Origin of the sequence: Caulobacter sp. D5, from assembly GCF_003185805.1 — a bacterium.
In the GTDB taxonomy this organism is placed as follows: Bacteria; Pseudomonadota; Alphaproteobacteria; order Caulobacterales; family Caulobacteraceae; genus Caulobacter.
The window spans coordinates 18318-34512 of sequence record NZ_QHJY01000033.1 but is presented as its reverse complement, the minus strand read 5'-3'; the positions used below and the strand labels follow the sequence as shown (position 1 = coordinate 34512).

Annotated in this window: 10 protein-coding genes; 8 read left to right on the top strand and 2 right to left on the bottom strand. The window is 66.9% G+C overall.

Annotated elements, in window-relative coordinates; all coding sequences use genetic code 11:
• Positions 1-260 precede the first annotated feature (260 nt).
• The 3 genes from DMC18_RS02795 (at position 261) to DMC18_RS02785 (ending at position 5554) form a co-directional block, all read left to right on the top strand.
• Entirely contained in the window at positions 261-1535 is a 1275-nt protein-coding gene (locus DMC18_RS02795; protein WP_110120528.1) for an MFS transporter, read from the top strand.
• Between the two features lie 14 nt (positions 1536-1549).
• Positions 1550-3115: a sulfatase gene (locus tag DMC18_RS02790; RefSeq protein ID WP_110120527.1), complete on the top strand. Its 1566-nt coding sequence runs from the start codon at positions 1550-1552 to the stop codon at positions 3113-3115.
• Between the two features lie 156 nt (positions 3116-3271).
• Positions 3272-5554, top strand: coding sequence for a TonB-dependent receptor (locus tag DMC18_RS02785; RefSeq protein ID WP_110120526.1), 2283 nt, complete (start codon positions 3272-3274; stop codon positions 5552-5554).
• 130 nt (positions 5555-5684) lie between these two features.
• On the opposite strand, the gene DMC18_RS02780 is transcribed toward DMC18_RS02785, so the two are convergent.
• Positions 5685-6785 carry a Gfo/Idh/MocA family protein gene (locus DMC18_RS02780; RefSeq protein ID WP_110120525.1) on the bottom strand — a complete coding sequence of 367 codons (1101 nt, stop codon included), beginning with the start codon at positions 6783-6785 and terminating at the stop codon, positions 5685-5687.
• Between the two features lie 110 nt (positions 6786-6895).
• Between DMC18_RS02780 and DMC18_RS02775 the strand changes: the two genes are divergently transcribed.
• The 3 genes from DMC18_RS02775 to DMC18_RS02765 all read left to right on the top strand — a co-directional run bounded on the left by DMC18_RS02775 (position 6896) and on the right by DMC18_RS02765 (position 11500).
• On the top strand, positions 6896-7729 hold the full coding sequence (locus DMC18_RS02775; RefSeq protein ID WP_199228513.1) for an aldo/keto reductase family oxidoreductase: 834 nt from the start codon (positions 6896-6898) through the stop codon (positions 7727-7729).
• Positions 7726-8796, top strand: coding sequence for an LLM class flavin-dependent oxidoreductase (locus DMC18_RS02770; protein WP_110120523.1), 1071 nt, complete (start codon positions 7726-7728; stop codon positions 8794-8796). The genes DMC18_RS02775 and DMC18_RS02770 overlap by 4 nt, the downstream gene beginning before the upstream one ends.
• 391 nt (positions 8797-9187) lie before the next feature.
• Complete coding sequence (locus DMC18_RS02765; RefSeq protein WP_110120522.1) at positions 9188-11500, top strand: TonB-dependent receptor; 2313 nt, start codon at positions 9188-9190, stop codon at positions 11498-11500.
• A gap of 61 nt (positions 11501-11561) precedes the next feature.
• Here DMC18_RS02765 and DMC18_RS02760 read toward each other — a convergent pair whose 3' ends face one another.
• Positions 11562-12908 carry an MFS transporter gene (locus DMC18_RS02760; RefSeq protein WP_110120521.1) on the bottom strand — a complete coding sequence of 449 codons (1347 nt, stop codon included), beginning with the start codon at positions 12906-12908 and terminating at the stop codon, positions 11562-11564.
• Between the two features lie 207 nt (positions 12909-13115).
• Here DMC18_RS02760 and cyoA point away from each other — a divergent pair, with 207 nt between their 5' ends.
• Both cyoA and cyoB read left to right on the top strand, forming a co-directional pair.
• Positions 13116-14177, top strand: coding sequence for a ubiquinol oxidase subunit II (cyoA, locus tag DMC18_RS02755; RefSeq protein WP_110120520.1), 1062 nt, complete (start codon positions 13116-13118; stop codon positions 14175-14177).
• Between the two features lie 19 nt (positions 14178-14196).
• Entirely contained in the window at positions 14197-16194 is a 1998-nt protein-coding gene (gene cyoB, locus DMC18_RS02750; protein ID WP_110120519.1) for a cytochrome o ubiquinol oxidase subunit I, read from the top strand.
• Position 16195: the final 1 nt, after the last annotated feature.

Below are 16195 nucleotides of genomic sequence, written 5' to 3'. Positions count from 1 at the left end.
TGGTCGGCTCTGGTTTGCGATCGGGGGAGGGGAGCGGCCAGAGACCCCGAGGGGGCGCGGCCTTCTGCGACGCTAGACCGGGCTTTGCGGCGGCGACCAATGCGGTGTTCTCATGTCGGATATTGCCGCCGGTAAAGCTGGGCGCGGCGGCGGTGCTGGCAGGGCGTCCAGAAATTCTGCCAACCTGCCCGGCGCGGCCTCGTCTAAGGCGTAATTCCTAGCGTCGCCATCGGGTTTGGCTTTGCTTTGGAGACCGTTCGATGACCGATGCCGCAGCCGTGTCCCAGACCGCGGGTCAGACGCCCGCCCAGACCGCGGCCGAGCGCCGTCGCTGGCTGCTGCTGGGCCTGATCATCTTCGCCGGCATCCTCAACTACGTGGACCGGCAGGTGATCGCCGTGCTCAAGCCGATCATCGAGCAGGACATGGGCTGGAGCGACGCCGACTACGGGCGCCTCGCCTCGCTCTTCCAGTTCTCGGCGGCGATCGCCTTCCTGTTCACCGGCGGCATCGTCGACAAGCTCGGCGTCAAATGGGCCGCGCCCGTGGGGGTGGCGACCTGGAGCCTGGCGGCCATGGCCCATGGCGGCGCCAACACCATGCTGCAGTTCTCGGCCGCCCGCGTGGCCCTGGGCGCGACGGAGTCGATGGGCACGCCGTCCTATGTGAAGACCATCGGGGCGCTGTTCTCGGCGCGGATGCGGTCGGTGGCGTTCGGCATCTCCAACGGCGCCTCCAACGTCGGAGCCATCGTCACGCCGCTGCTGCTGCCGCTGCTGTCGGCGGTCGTTGGTTGGCGGGCCTCGTTCGTGGTGGTCGGCGCGCTGGGCTTCCTGTGGGTGGCCCTGTGGTTCGTCTCGACGCGCGGCTTGCAGCTCGCGCCCGACAAGCCGGTCGAGGTCGCAGGGCGGCCGACGGGCAAGATCGGCCTGAAGGTGCTGCTGTCGGACCGCCGCACCTGGGGCGTGGCCGGCGCCAAGGCGCTGTCGGACCAGGTCTGGTGGCTGCTGCTGTTCTGGGCCCCGGACTTCTTCCATCGGGTCTTCCACGTCGGCATGCACGACATCGGCAAGCCCCTGGCCGTGGTCTACGGCTTCGCGGCCGTCGGCTCGGTGTTCTCCGGCTGGATCGCCTCGCGGCTGCTGGCCCGGGGCCTTTCGATCAACACCGTCCGCAAGGGCTCGATGCTGGTCTGCGCCCTGCTGGTGACGCCCGTGCCGCTGGCGGTGCTGGTCGACAACTACTGGCTGGCGGTGCTGCTGCTGGGCCTGACGCTCGCCGCGCATCAGGGCTTCTCGACCAACATGTTCGCCACCATCGCCGACATCACGCCCAAGGACCGGGTCGGCTCGGTGACCAGCTTCGGCGCCTTCTGCGGCAACCTCGCCGGCATGGGCATCGTGCTGCTGGCGGGGGAACTGCTCCAGCGCGGCGCCGGCTACCTGCCGCTGCTGGCCATCGCCGCCGTCTCCTACCTGATCGCCGTGGCCTGGCTGCAGGTCTTCGTGCCGCGTCTCGAGACGGCCCAGGCCTGAGCGGGAGCAAGCCGATGACGCAAGACACCACCACCCGCGGCGTGCTGCTGGCCGCCCAGGGCCTGGACAAGCCGTTCCATGCCGTCTCCTGGGACGCGTCGAGCGAAGAGGACGCGTCGCCGCGGCCCAAGGACCTCGTCCTGAAGGCCAAGCCCGGCGTCAAGCCGCGCAACATCGTCGTGGTGCTGACCGACGACCATCGGTTCGACGCCATGGGCTTCACCGGCGCCCAGCCCTTCGTCGAGACCCCGGTGCTCGACCGGCTGGCCGCCGAGGGCGCGCATTTCAAGAACGCCTTCGTGACCACGGCCCTGTGCTCGCCGTCGCGGGCGACCATCTTCACCGGCCTCTACGCGCACCAACACCGGGTGGTGGACAACAACCACCCGATCCGGCCGGACGTGACCTTCTTCCCGGAGTACCTGCAAGCGGCCGGCTACGAGACCGCCTTCATCGGCAAGTGGCACATGGGCGTGGAGGGCGACGACCCGCAGCGCGGCTTCGACCACTGGATCAGCTTCAAGGGCCAGGGCGACTACTGGCCCAACGGCGACGGTCTGAACGTCAACGGCGAGCGTGTGCCCCAGAAGGGCTACCTGACCGATGAGCTGACCGACTACGCCATGGACTGGCTGGAGAGCCGCGAGGGCGACAAGCCCTGGCTGCTGTTCCTGGCCCACAAGGCGGTGCACGCCGAGTTCATTCCCGCGCCGCGCCACCTGGGCCGCTACGACGACGCCGAGTTCCGCTATCCGGAGAGCCTGAACCTGCCCCCCGAGCAGGCGCAAGGCCAGCCCGTCTGGGTCAAGAACCAGCGCAACAGCTGGCACGGGGCCGATTTCCCGTACCACACCAACCTGGACCTTGCGCACTACTACAAGCGCTACGCCGAGACGATGCTGTCGGTCGACGAGGGCATCGGCCGCGTCCTCGACCACCTGGAGGCCAGGGGCGATCTCGACAGCACGCTGGTGCTCTACATGGGCGACAACGGCTTCGCGTTCGGCGAGCACGGGCTGATCGACAAGCGCACGGCCTACGAGGAGTCGATGCGCATCCCGATGCTGGCCCGCTGCCCCGAGCTGTTCCCGGGCGGGACGGTGGTCGAGCAGGTGGTGGCCAATCTCGACATCGCGCCGACCCTGCTGGCGGTCGCCGGCCTGGAGGCCCCCGAGGGCCTGCAAGGCGAGGACATGCTGCCCCTGACGCGCGGCGAGAACCCGCCGTGGCGCACCGAACTGCTCTACGAATACTACTGGGAGCGCAACTTTCCGCAGACGCCGACGGTTCACGCCATCCGCCAGGACCGCTACAAGTACATCCACTATCACGGCGTCTGGGACATCGACGAACTCTACGACCTGCAGGCCGATCCGAACGAGACGGTGAACCTGATCCATAGTCCCGGCCACGAGACGGTGGTCGCGCGCCTGACGGAGCGATTGTTCCAGCGGCTGGAGGAGCAGGACGGCCTGTCGATACCGTTGCCCCTACCGGTGGGCGGCCGCCACCTGCTGCGTGACGCCGACGGGGCGGTTCCGGCCGACTTCCCGACGGTGCTGCTGAAGGCGCGGGAGTAGGCGAAGTCAGGCGGTTGGTGTGACGCTAGGGAAGCCTTGCCGCCCTTAGGAAATCCGAGGATCGGCCAAGAATATCTTTCTACTCCCATCGGATTAGTAGGAATACGAACCTCCCCCTGGAAGCCGACGCCGAACGCCGGCCCTTGGGGATATGCCATGACTGTTCGTACCGCCGCCCGCCGGGGCCGCGCCCACACCCTGCGACTGGCCCTGCTGGCCGGCGCCGCCGTTCTCGCCACCGGTTCGGCCGCGCTCGCCGCCGACGCCAGCGCCGACTCCAACACCGTCGAAGAGGTCAAGGTCACCGCCCGCTATCGCGAGGAGTCGGTGACCAAGGTGCCGGTGGCCATCAGCGTCGTGTCCGGCGACGCGGCCGCCGCCAAGAACCTCAACAACCTGCAGGACATCGCCTCGACGATCCCGACGGTCGACTTCCGCACCGGGGCCTCGAACAAGGACCGCACCGTCTTCATCCGCGGCGTCGGCACGATCACCACCTCGCCGGGCGTCGAGCCCTCGGTCTCGACCGTGATCGACGGCGTCGTGCTGTCGCGTCCGGGCCAGACGACGCTCGATCTGGTCGAGCTGGAGCGCATCGAGGTGCTGCGCGGTCCGCAGGGCACGCTGTTCGGCAAGAACGCCTCGGCCGGCGTGGTCAACATCGTCAGCAAGAATCCGGGTCCCGACGCCCACGCCTTCGCCGAAGCCGCCTGGTACGAGGGCGACGAGTACCGCCTGAAAGCCGGCGTCTCGGGCCCGCTGATCGACGGCAAGCTGGGCGCCAGCCTGTCGATCCTCAAGAGCGGCTGGGACGGCAACGTCAAGAACGTCACCACCGGCCAGACGGTGAACGGCTACGACCGCTTCGGCGGCCGCGCCAAGATCGTCGCCACGCCGAGCGACGACCTGACCCTGACCTTCAGCGCCGACTTCAGCCGCTCGGACGAGGATCCGCCGACCGGCGTCTTCGCCTCGAGCGACCGCGTGGCCTATCCGACCAACGTCGTGACGGCGAACCCGACCCTGGTCGCGGCCCTGGCCGCCTCGGGCATCACCGCGGGCGCCAACAACACCAAGACCAACGCCGACGTCCGCAGCTTCGTCGAGGACCGCAACGGCGGCGTCTCGGCCCATGTCGATTGGAAGCTCGGCGAATTCACCGTGACCTCGATCACCGGCTATCGCGAGTGGAAGAACCACCAGCGCCAGGACTTCGACCAACTGGCCGTGGCCACCGCGGCCATCCCGACCGCCTTCGATGACGGCCGTGTGGACTTCAGCCAGTTGTCGCAGGAACTGCGCATCACCTCGCCCAAGGGCGGGCTGATCGACTACGTGGCCGGGCTCTACTACCTGAAGGCCGACACCGACGAGGTCTATCGCCGCGACCTGACCCGCATCGTCTCGGGCAGCGCGGTCAGCGACTACGGTATCGCCCGCTACGGCACGAGCGGCACGAACTACGCGATCTTCGGCGAGGGCAACATCAACTTCACGCCGAAGTTCCGCGCCATCCTCGGCGCCCGCGCGATCCGCGACGAGCTGAGCTACTACCACGACCGCCAGGCCACCACGACCGTGGCCCTGACCGGCATCCGTCCGAACCACACGAGCTCGGGTTCACTGGAGAAGGACGGCTGGAGCGGCCGCGCGGGCCTGCAATACGACGTGGCGCAGACGGTCAACGTCTATGCGACCTACTCGCGCGGCTACAAGGGTCCCGCCTACAACACCTATTTCAACATGCAGGCGATCGACGAGATCTCGCTGAAGCCCGAGACCTCCGACAGCTACGAAGCCGGCATCAAGGGCACGGCCCTGGGCGGCCGGTTCGTCGGCGCCCTGGCGATCTTCAAGACCGACTACGAGAACTACCAGGCCAACTTCACCGACGTCGCCGGCACGCCGGCGGCGATCGTCAGTCGTCTGATCAATGCCGGTTCGGTGTCGAGCCAGGGCGTCGAAGGCGACTTCACCCTGCGTCCGGCCCAGGGCCTGAAGCTGGGCTTCTCGTTCGCCTATACCGACGCCACGGTCGAGCACTTCAACTGCCCGACCGGCGCAGCCAGCAGCTGCAACATCGACGGCCAGCCGCTGCCCTTCGCCCCGAAGTGGAAGACCTATACTGACGTCGAGTACCGCACTCGCCTGAACAGCGCCTTCGACGTGGTGCTGTCGACCGACTACAGCTGGAAGGACGACACCCAGTACTCGCTGGCCGAGACGCCCGACACCATCCAGAAGGCCTATGGCATCTGGAACGCCGGCGTCGGCCTGGTCGGTGTCGAGAACGGCTGGCAGGTGCGCGCGGTGGTCAAGAACATCGCCGACAAGTCGTACTCGCCGTACCTGGTCTACGGCGGCCTGGCCGGCGTGGTCCGCTACGTGCCGCGCGACAACGCCCGCTATTGGGGCCTGTCGGTGCGCAAGGAGTTCTGATCAGTTCCTCTTTTGTCATCCCGGAAGCCTCGTAGAAGCTATCCGGGACCCAGGGGCCGCTGCACTGCGGCCGCCCCTGGGTCCCGGCTCTTCGCTACGCTACGGCCGGGATGACGACCGGAAGGATGTTTCAGAACCCCAGTTCAGCCAGCGTCACCACCCGCTTCTCGCGGGCGCTGATCTCGGCGGCGGTTCCGATGGCCACGGCCATCAGGCCGTCGCGGGCGGTGACGGCGGGCGCTCCGCCGTCGCGGACCGCGTCGAGGAAGGCCCGCAGCTGGTAGAAGGTCGAACCATGGTGGGTGCCCGCCTTCATCGCCGCCTCGTCGACCGGCACGTGCTCGCGGACCATCTTCTTGGGCGATCCCAGCGGCACGCGCGGGGCGAAAACCAGGTCGCCGGGCGGGATCAGGGCTTCCAGACGGGCTTCCGAGCCCGTGGCGGTCAGGGTCTCCTGCTCCTCGACGCCTTCGGCGAACATGCAGAGGTCGAGCATGGCCCGCACGCCGTTGTCGAATTCGACGACGGTGTAGCTGTTGTCGATGATGTCCGGCGTCCTGCCGTCATAGCGTTCGTCCAGGTGGTTGACGTCCATGGCCCCCGAACAGAACACCGAGACCGGCTCGGCCCGCGTGATCAGGCGCATCAGGTCGAAGAAGTGGCAGCACTTCTCGACCATGGTGCCGCCCGTGTTGGCGGCGAACCGGTTCCAGTCGCCCACCTTGACCAGGAACGGAAAGCGGTGCTCGCGGATCGACAGCATGGCCAGCTTGCCGACGTCGCCGGCGTGCACGCGCCGGATGAACTCGGCGGCCGGCGGCATGAAGCGGTACTCCATGGCCGTCCAGAAGAGGGCGCCGGTCTTGGCCGTGCGGGCTTCGGCCGTCTCGGCCGCCCAGCGGGCGTCGGCCAGGTCGCTGCACAGCGGCTTCTCGCAGAGGATCGCCACGTTGGTCGCCAGCGCCGCCTCCAGCACCGTGCGGTGGGTAAAGTTGGGCGAGACGATGATCACCGCGTCGAGTTCGACCTTGGCCAGCATCTCGGCGCCGCCGGCGAAGGTCTCGACGCCGTCGGCCTTGTCGCCCAGCGTCGCCCGCGCCCAGTCCAGCGAGCCCGGCGTCGGATCGGCGATGGCCGCCACGTGGGCGTCCGGCATCAGTTCGAGGTTGCGCAGATGCTCGTTGCCCATCATGCCGACCCCGATCAGACCGACCTTGAGCTTCTCAACCATCTTCAAATCCCCCGAACTGAAAGCACGTACCCATGAGTGAGAGCCGCCAGTCACACGAACCCCGTCCGCTCGGCAAGAGCGGGATTTCCGTTTCTCCGCTGGCCTGGGGAATGTGGCGCTTCAAGGGTGAATCGGTCGCCGACGCCCGCCTGCTGGTCGAGACCGCGCTGGAAAGCGGGATCACCCTTCTGGACACCGCCGACGTCTACGGCGCCGACACGCCCTATGGCTTCGGCTCGTCGGAAGTCCTGCTCGGCAAGGTGCTGCGCGACGCCCCGCACCTGCGCGAGAAGTTCGTGCTGGCCTCCAAGGGCGGCATCATCCTGGGCGTGCCCTACGACTCCAGCGCCGACTATCTGGTCGCCGCCTGTGAGGCCTCGCTGCAGCGGCTGGGCGTCGAGAAGATCGACCTCTACCAGATCCACCGACCCGACGTTCTGGCCCATCCTGCCGAGATCGCCGCGGCCCTGACCAAGCTGCGCGAGCAGGGCAAGATCGACGCCGTCGGCGTGTCGAACTATCTGCCCAGCCAGGTGGCGGCCCTGCAGGCCCACCTGCCGTTCGCCCTGGCCAGCATCCAGCCGGAGTTCTCGCCCCTGGCCATCGAGCCGCTGTCGGACGGCGTGCTCGACCAGGCGCTTGAACGTGACCTGGCCGTGCTGGCCTGGTCGCCGCTGGGCGGTGGTCGTCTGGTGGGGCAGGGGACCGACGATCGCGGCCGCGCCGTGATCGAGGCCCTCGACGTCATCGCCCGCGAGCAGCTCGTCGACCGCGCCGCCGTCGCCCTGGCCTGGATCATGGCCCACCCGTCGCGGCCGATCCCGATCGTCGGCTCCCAGACGCCCGAACGCATCAAGGCCTCGGCCGACGCCCTGCGGGTGAAGCTGAGCCGCACCCAGTGGTACGCGATCCTCACCGCCAGCCGCGGAGTTCCCCTGCCGTGAGCACCCTGCCTCCCTGCGAAGTCTCGTGGTTTTCGGCGCTGTGCGACGACGACTACGAGTTCCTCGGCGTTCCCGATCCGGCGCTGAAGGCGTCCTACGCCCACTGCCGCGACATCGCGCTGGCGGCCGAGAGCGGCGGGTTCGACAACCTGCTGCTGCCGTCGGGCTACAACCTCGGCATCGAGGGCGTGGCTTTCGCCGGCGGCCTGGCGCCGATCCTACGCCGCTTGAAGCTGCTGCTGGCCATTCGCTGCGGCGAGATGTGGCCGCCGCAGCTGGCCCGCCAGATCGCCACCCTGGACCAGATGCTGGAGGGCCGCCTGACCCTCAACATCATCTCCAGCGACCTGCCGGGCGAGACCCTGGCGTCCGGGCCGCGCTACGCCCGCACGCTGGAGGCCATGACGATCCTGCGCAGCTTGCTGAACGGCGAGAGCATCGATTTCCAGGGCGAGTTCTACCAGCTGAAGCTCGATCCGCCGCGCCTGCGCACGGTCTCGGGCAAGTGTCCGCCGTTCTATTTCGGCGGCCTGTCGCACGAGGCCCGCGAGGTCGCGGCCAAGGGCGCCGACGTCTACCTGATGTGGCCCGACCGCATGGAGGTGGTGAAGGAGACCATCGAGGACCTGCGCGCCCGCGCCGCCGCCCATGGCCGCACCCTTCGCTTCGGCTACCGGGTGCACGTGGTGGTGCGCGAGACGGAGGAAGAGGCGAGGGCGGCCGCCGACCGGCTGCTGTCCAAGCTGGACGCCAAGGAAGGCGAGGCCATCCGCGCCAGGTCGCTGGACGCGGCCTCGTTCGGGGTGCGCCGCCAGGCCGAGCTGCGCGAGGCCTCGGCCGGCGACGGCTATGTCGAGGACAATCTGTGGACCGGCATCGGCCGGGCGCGGTCGGGCTGCGGCGCGGCCATCGTCGGCGATCCCGACCAGGTGCTGGCCAAGATCAACGCCTATCGCGAGATCGGGCTCGAGGCCTTCATCCTGTCGGGCTACCCGCACATCGCCGAAGCCGATCTCTTCGCCAGGCACGTGCTGCCGCGCCTGGATCACGGGCCGCTATTCGGCTGAGCCGGTCCGGACGGATCGTCCGGTTGCGGATCGCTTGATCGTTGTCGCCCGCCGGGCGCCCCTCGCGTGAGCGTTCGGCGGCCAAGTGGCGTGTCGCCTTTTCTCGTCCTTGACCTGCGGAGCGTGGGGCGATGGACTAGCCTCGTCGCGCCCAAGGCGAGTGGTGCGTCATCGCAGATTTCGATCTCCAACCGCGTCTGGCTTTTCAGAAAGAAGCCGGTTGGCGAAGTCGTGGTGCGCGATCAGTCAAGAACTGGTCAGGTTGCATATTAAATCATCTCGTTTGTGTGGCTCGGGAACACGGAGAAAAGTGGGCTGAGTAAATGGCGATTTCTGTTTTTTGACCTGGGGTCGGGAGTCAGGCTCGCCGGGTCAACAGCAGGGGATAGCCATGACCAAAGCCCACTCGAAACCCGACGTCGCGCCGCGCTGGAAGCTGGCCCTGATGGCCGCCAGCGTGCTCTGCGGCGCATCGCCGGCCCTGGCTCAGGAGAGCGCGCCCGAAGAGGTCGACGCCGTCGTGGTCACCGGTCGTCGCGTGTCGGAGGCCAGCGTCGCCATCGGCACCGACCAGGCCACGGCCACGGTCTCGATCACCCGCGAGGCGCTGCTGTCGGCCCCGGCCGGCGTCACCGGCCTGAAGATGCTGGAGAGCCTGCCGGGCTTCAACGTCCAGGCCAACGACGCCCTGGGCATGTACGAGTTCGGCAACTCGGTGTCGGTGCGGGCCTTCAACTTCCAGCAGATCGGCTTCCTGCTCGACGGCATCCCGATGGGCCGTAGCGACCAGTTCGGCGGCAGCCCGATCTATCGCTATGTCGACAACGAGAACCTGGCCCGCGTGCAGGCCTCGGCCGGCGCCGGCGACGTCGCCCTGCCCAGCTACGCCTCGCTGGGTCCGATCGTCGACTACTTCACCAAGACGCCTGACGCCGAAGCCGGCGGCTCGGCCAGCCAGACCTGGGGCGAAGACAACCTGCGTCGCAGCTTCCTGCGCCTGGAGAGCGGCAAGGTGGGCAACTTCTCGGGCTATGTGGCCGGCTCGTGGGTGAAGGGCGACCTGTGGCGCGGGCCCGGCACGATCAAGCGCGAGCACTACGAGGGCAAGGTCGACTACGCCTTCGAGAGCGGCGGGAACCTGACGTTCCAGACCGTGCACAACGACTATTACGACTATGACTCCCCGTCGATCACCAAGGCCCAGTACCTGGGCACGGCGGGCGACGCCTTCGGCCGTTCGGGTCGCGACTTCGCCTATCTCGGCTTCGTGCCTAGCCTGCCGGAGACCACGACCGGGGTTAAGTATTCGAATTCGCTCTACAACCAGTACTACAAGTTCGCGGTCAACGCCCGGCAGGATCACCTCTACGGCCTGTCGCTGAACAAGCCGATCGGCGAGAATTTCGAGATCCGCTCGACCGCCTATTACGAGGACAAGGGCGGCTACGGCGTCTCGCCGGAGGCCTACGCCACCTCGCTGGCCAGCTACAACGCCGAGAAGAACTATGTCTCGGGCCTGACCGCGCCCAAGGGCCTGCAATACGGCCTGTCGGGCGTCGACGGCATCCGCAAGGGTGTCACGGTCGGCGGGACCTGGCGGACGGGCGTTCACACCGTGCAGGCGGGCGTCTGGCTGGAGAAGGACGACTACCACCGGACCCAGGCGCGCTATAACACCGTCAACGGCGATCCGGACGGCACGCCGCTGCTGAACGAGCCGGTGCACCTGCAGCGCAACTACGTCTCGACCCGCGAGACCACCCAGTTCTTCCTCAAGGACACCATCAAGCTGCTCGACGACCGCCTTAAGGTCGAGGTCGGCTTCAAGTCGACCGACATCGACTACAAGATCAGCGGCTATCGCAACCCGGCCGACTACATCGCCCAGCGCAAGCCGACGATCACCGACAACTGGAAGGACGGCTTCCTGCCGCAGGTGGGTCTGGTCTACTCGATCAACAGCCGCGACCAGGTATTCGCCTCCTATTCGGAGAACCTGGCCCTGCCGCGCGGCGCCGACGACATCTTCTCCGCGGCCAGCCCGAGCGTGCCCGGACCCGAGCCGGAGACCTCGCAGAACCTGGAACTGGGCTACCGCGCCAACCGCGCGACGTTCAACGCCTCGGTCGTGGTCTACTACACCGCCTTCGACAACCGGCTGCAGTCCTACGCCTCGGTGGTGCCGGGCAGCACGACCACCGAGACCTTCTACCAGAACGTCGGGGCCGTGGAGGCGCACGGGGCCGAGTTCAGCGGCCAGTGGAAGCCGGAGCTTCTGGGCGGCAAGATCTATTTCAACACCAACCTGTCGTACAATCGCGCCGAGTTCGAGAACAACTTCGGCACCAACGCCATCGCGGGCAACACGCTGCCCGACTTCCCGACCTGGCTGTTCCAGGGCGGGGTGACCTGGGAGCCGGTCGACTGGGCCGTGGTCAACGTCTCGGCTCGCCATCTCAGCGACCGCTACACCAACATGACCAATACCGAAAAGACCGACGGCTACACCATCTGGAACGCCTATGTGGATCTCGGCGACGGCTTCGGCGTCGGGCCGCTGAAGCAGGTCAAGGCCCGCATCAACGTCGATAACATCTTCGACGAGGACTACCTGGGCACGATCAGCACCACGGTGAACACGGCCGCGACCTTCCGGCCGGGCTCGCACCGGACCTTCCAGGTCACGCTGTCGGCCGACTTCTGATGTAGAAAACGCCGCGGGCCTGGCCCGCGGCGTCCTCTTTGGTTCAGGCTGTCGTCCGCGGTTAGGCCTTGGGGGCGGCCTTGCGCAGTCGGCGGCGACGGTCGATGGTCAGGGCGATCAGGGTCGCCACCGCGCCGGAGGCCAGATAAAGCCCGATGGCCGGCAGGCCCCAGAAGCTGGCCAGGGCCAGGGCGGCCAGGGGCGCGAAGCCCGCGCCGATCAGCCACGAAAGGTCCGAGGTCAGGGCCGCGCCGCTGTAGCGGAACTTGCGCAGGAAACCCGAGCTGACCGCGCCCGAGGCCTGACCGAACGACAGGCCCAGGATCGCGAAGCCCACCACCACATAGACGGTCTGGCCCAGGCTGCCGGCGTCCAGCAGCCACGGGGCCGCCAGGCTGAAGATGCCGATCAGCACGGCCGACAGCGCCAGCTGGTTCTGGCGGCTGATGCGGTCGGCGATCCAGCCGGAGGCCATGATCCCGACCACGCCGACCAGGGCGCCGGCCAGTTCGATGCGCAGGAAGTTCAGCGCCTCGCCGCCGTCGTCGTGCAGGCTGACCCACGACAGCGGGAACACCGTCACCAGGTGGAACATGGCGAAGGTGGCCAGCGGGGCGAAGGCGCCGATGATCACGTTGGATCCTTGCGCCTTCATCAGGCTGGTCAGCGGAACGGGGCTCAGCTGGCCCTTTTCGAACAGCTGGCCGAACTCCTCGGTGGCGACGATGCGCAGGCGGGCGAACAGGGCCACGACGTTGATCGCGAAGGCCGCGAAGAACGGATAGCGCCAGCCCCAGTCGAGGAAGTCGGCCGAGCCCAGGCTGGCGACGAAATAGGCGAACAGGCCGCTGGCCAGCATGAAGCCGAACGGCGCGCCCAGCTGCGGGATCATCGCGTACCAGCCGCGCTTCTTCTCAGGGGCGTTCAGCGCCAGCAGCGAGGCCATGCCGTCCCAGGCGCCCGCAAGGGCCAGACCCTGGCCGATGCGGAAGGCCGCCAGGGCCCAGATCGCCGCGGCGCCGGCCGTGGCGTAGCCCGGCAGGAAGCTCATCGCGGCCGTCGAGCCGCCCAGCAGGAAGAGGGCGATGGTCAGCTTCACGCCGCGGCCATAGTTGCGGTCGATGACGCCGAAGATCGCAGAGCCGATCGGGCGGGCCACGAAGGCCAGCGAGAAGATCGCGAACGAGCACAGGACGCCCGTCAGCCGGTCCACGAACGGAAAGAAGAGGTGAGGGAATACCAGCACCGAAGCGATGGCGTAGACGAAGAAGTCAAAGAACTCCGAGGTTCGCCCGATGATCACGCCGATGGCGATCTCGCCAGGCCGGACGCCCTTGTGGTCGGCGTGCAATCGCCGCGCGTCGCGCTCGAGGCCCGATGACGTCGGCAGTGCGAAATCCTGATTCATGCAGCTACGCGCCTTGTTCCTGTTGTTCCGTCCCAAACTCTTTTCAGCCGCCTTTCCGACGGTCTGAACGAGAGCATGAGACCAACTGCCCCGTTCTGGCAAACGCCTTGATGCGCCTTCGGCTCCTCATTTTCGTGCTGCACTGCGGCGCCCTAGGACAAATGGTCCAATGTCGCCCCCTCCTGCGTTAGACTATCGCGCCGGCCAATGCGTCCGAAGTCCAGGTTCCCCATGATTCCGAGTCCATTGAAGAAGCTCGCCCTGCTGCCCCTGCTGCTCGCCCTGAGCGGCTGCGACTGGGTCGTGATGAACCCGTCGGGCGATATCGCCGTTCAGCAGCGCGACCTGATCATCCTGTCGACCGTGCTGATGCTGGTCATCATCGTGCCGGTCATCTTCCTGACCCTGTTCTTCGCGTGGAAGTATCGGCAGTCGAACCAGACCGCCAAGTACGACCCCGACTGGCACCACTCGACCAAGCTCGAGATCGTGATCTGGGCCGCGCCGCTGGTGATCATCATGATCCTGGGCGCCGTCACCTGGACCAGCACCCACCTGCTCGACCCTTACCGTCCGCTCGACCGCCTGGCGCCGGGCCGCACCGCCGAAGGCGTCAAGCCGCTGAAGGTCCAGGTCGTCGCCCTCGATTGGAAGTGGCTGTTCATCTATCCCGAACTGGGCGTCGCCACGGTCAACGAACTGGCGGCTCCGGTCGACACCCCGATCGACTTCGACCTGACGGCCTCGTCGGTGATGAACTCGTTCTACGTGCCGGCCCTGGCCGGCCAGATCTACGCTATGCCTGGCATGCGCACGAAGCTGCACGCCGTGATCAACAAGCCGGGCGTGTTCGACGGCTTCTCGGCCAACTACAGCGGCGAGGGCTTCTCGCACATGCGCTTCAAGTTCCACGGCATGAGCCGCGCCGACTTCGACAAGTGGGCCGCCGACGTCCGCAAGAGCGACGGTCGCCTCGACGGCACGCGCTACCTCGTGCTGGAAAAGCCGAGCGAGAAGGTGCCGCCGCAACGCTTCGCCTCGGTCGAGGCCGGCCTGTTCGACAAGGCGGTCAACCGCTGCGTCGAGCCGGGCAAGATGTGCCAGCACGACATGATGGCCATCGACAAGGCCGGCGGCCTCGGCATGGCCGGGACCACCAACGTCACTACCCTCGAATACGACAAGCGGGTTCGGCGCGGGGAGGGCGGCATCCGCTCGTTCGTCGCCGCGCTCTGCGCCCCCAAGTCCGCGCCCGCCGAAGCGCGCTGATCAAAGCCTAGAGATCATCATGTCCCCGGACCTCGTAAAAACGATCTTCGGCCGTCTCACATGGGACGCCATTCCCTTCCACGAGCCGATCCTGCTCGGCACGTTCGCCATGGTCGCGCTGGGCGGTATCACCGTCCTGGCCGCCCTGACCTATTTCAAGGTCTGGGGCTATCTGTGGCGTGAGTGGCTGACCAGCGTCGACCACAAGAAGATCGGGGTGATGTACATCATCCTGGCCATCATCATGCTGCTGCGCGGCTTCGCCGACGCCCTGATGATGCGCGCGCAACAGGCTATCGCTTTCGGCGACGCCGCCGGCTACCTGCCGCCGCACCACTACGACCAGGTCTTCACCGCCCACGGCGTGATCATGATCTTCTTCGTGGCGATGCCGCTGATCACCGGTCTGATGAACCTCGTCGTGCCGCTGCAGATCGGCGCCCGCGACGTGGCCTTCCCGTTCCTGAACAACTTCAGCTTCTGGATGACGGTCGGCGGCGCGGTGACGGTGATGCTGTCGCTGTTCGTCGGCGAGTTCGCCCGCACCGGCTGGCTGGCCTATCCGCCGCTCTCCAATTTGGCGTACAGTCCAGATGTCGGGGTAGACTACTACATCTGGTCGCTGCAGATCGCCGGCGTCGGCACCACCCTGTCGGGCATCAACCTGATCGTGACCATCGTGAAGATGCGCGCGCCGGGCATGAGCCTGATGAAGATGCCGGTGTTCACCTGGACCTCGCTGTGCAGCAACGTCCTGATCGTCGCCAGCTTCCCGATCCTCACGGCCGTCCTGGCCCTGCTGACCGCCGACCGCTACCTGCACACCAACTTCTTCACGAACGACTTCGGCGGCAACCCGATGATGTACGTGAACCTGATCTGGATCTGGGGTCACCCAGAAGTCTACATCCTGGTGCTGCCGGCCTTCGGCGTGTTCTCCGAAGTCGTCTCGACCTTCTGCGGCAAGCGCCTGTTCGGCTACAGCTCGATGGTCTACGCCACGGTCGTCATCACGATCCTGTCCTACATCGTGTGGCTGCACCACTTCTTCACCATGGGCTCGGGCGCCAGCGTGAACTCGTTCTTCGGGATCACGACCATGATCATCTCGATCCCGACAGGGGCGAAGATCTTCAACTGGCTGTTCACGATGTACCGCGGCCGCATCCGCTTCGAGGTGCCGATGCTGTGGACCGTGGGCTTCATGGTCACCTTCGTCATCGGCGGCATGACCGGCGTTCTGCTGGCCGTCCCGCCTGCCGACTTCGTGCTGCACAACTCGCTGTTCCTGATCGCCCACTTCCACAACGTGATCATCGGCGGCGTGGTGTTCGGCATGTTCGCCGGCATCGTCTACTGGTTCCCCAAAGCCTTCGGCTTCAAGCTCGACCCGTTCTGGGGCAAGGTCTCGTTCTGGTTCTGGCAGATCGGCTTCTTCTTCGCCTTCATGCCGCTCTATGTGCTCGGCCTGATGGGCGTGACCCGCCGCATGAGCCACTTCGAGGACCACAGCCTGCAGATCTGGTTCGTGATCTCGGCCTTCGGCGCGGTTCTGATCCTGATCGGCATCATCGCCTTCGTTCTGCAGATGGTCGTCGGCTATCTGAAGCGCGAGCAACTGGCTGATCCGACCGGCGACCCCTGGGGCGGCCGTACGCTGGAGTGGTCGACCTCGTCGCCGCCGCCGGCCTACAACTTCGCCTTCACGCCGGTGATCCACGAGGTCGACGCCTGGCATGACATGAAGCAGCGCGGCTACGTGCGTCCGACCACCGGGTTCATCCCGATCCACATGCCGAAGAACACCGGCGCGGGGATCATCCTGGCCGGCATCAGCATCGTCGTCGGCTTCGCGATGATCTGGCACATCTGGTGGCTGGCCGTGGCGTCGTTCGTCGCCCTGGTCGGCGGGGCCATCGCCCACACCTTCAACTTCAAGCGTGACTACTACATTCCGGCCGAGGAGGTCGTCCGCGTTGAGGACGCCCGCACCGAAGCCCTGCGGAGCCTCGCGTAAC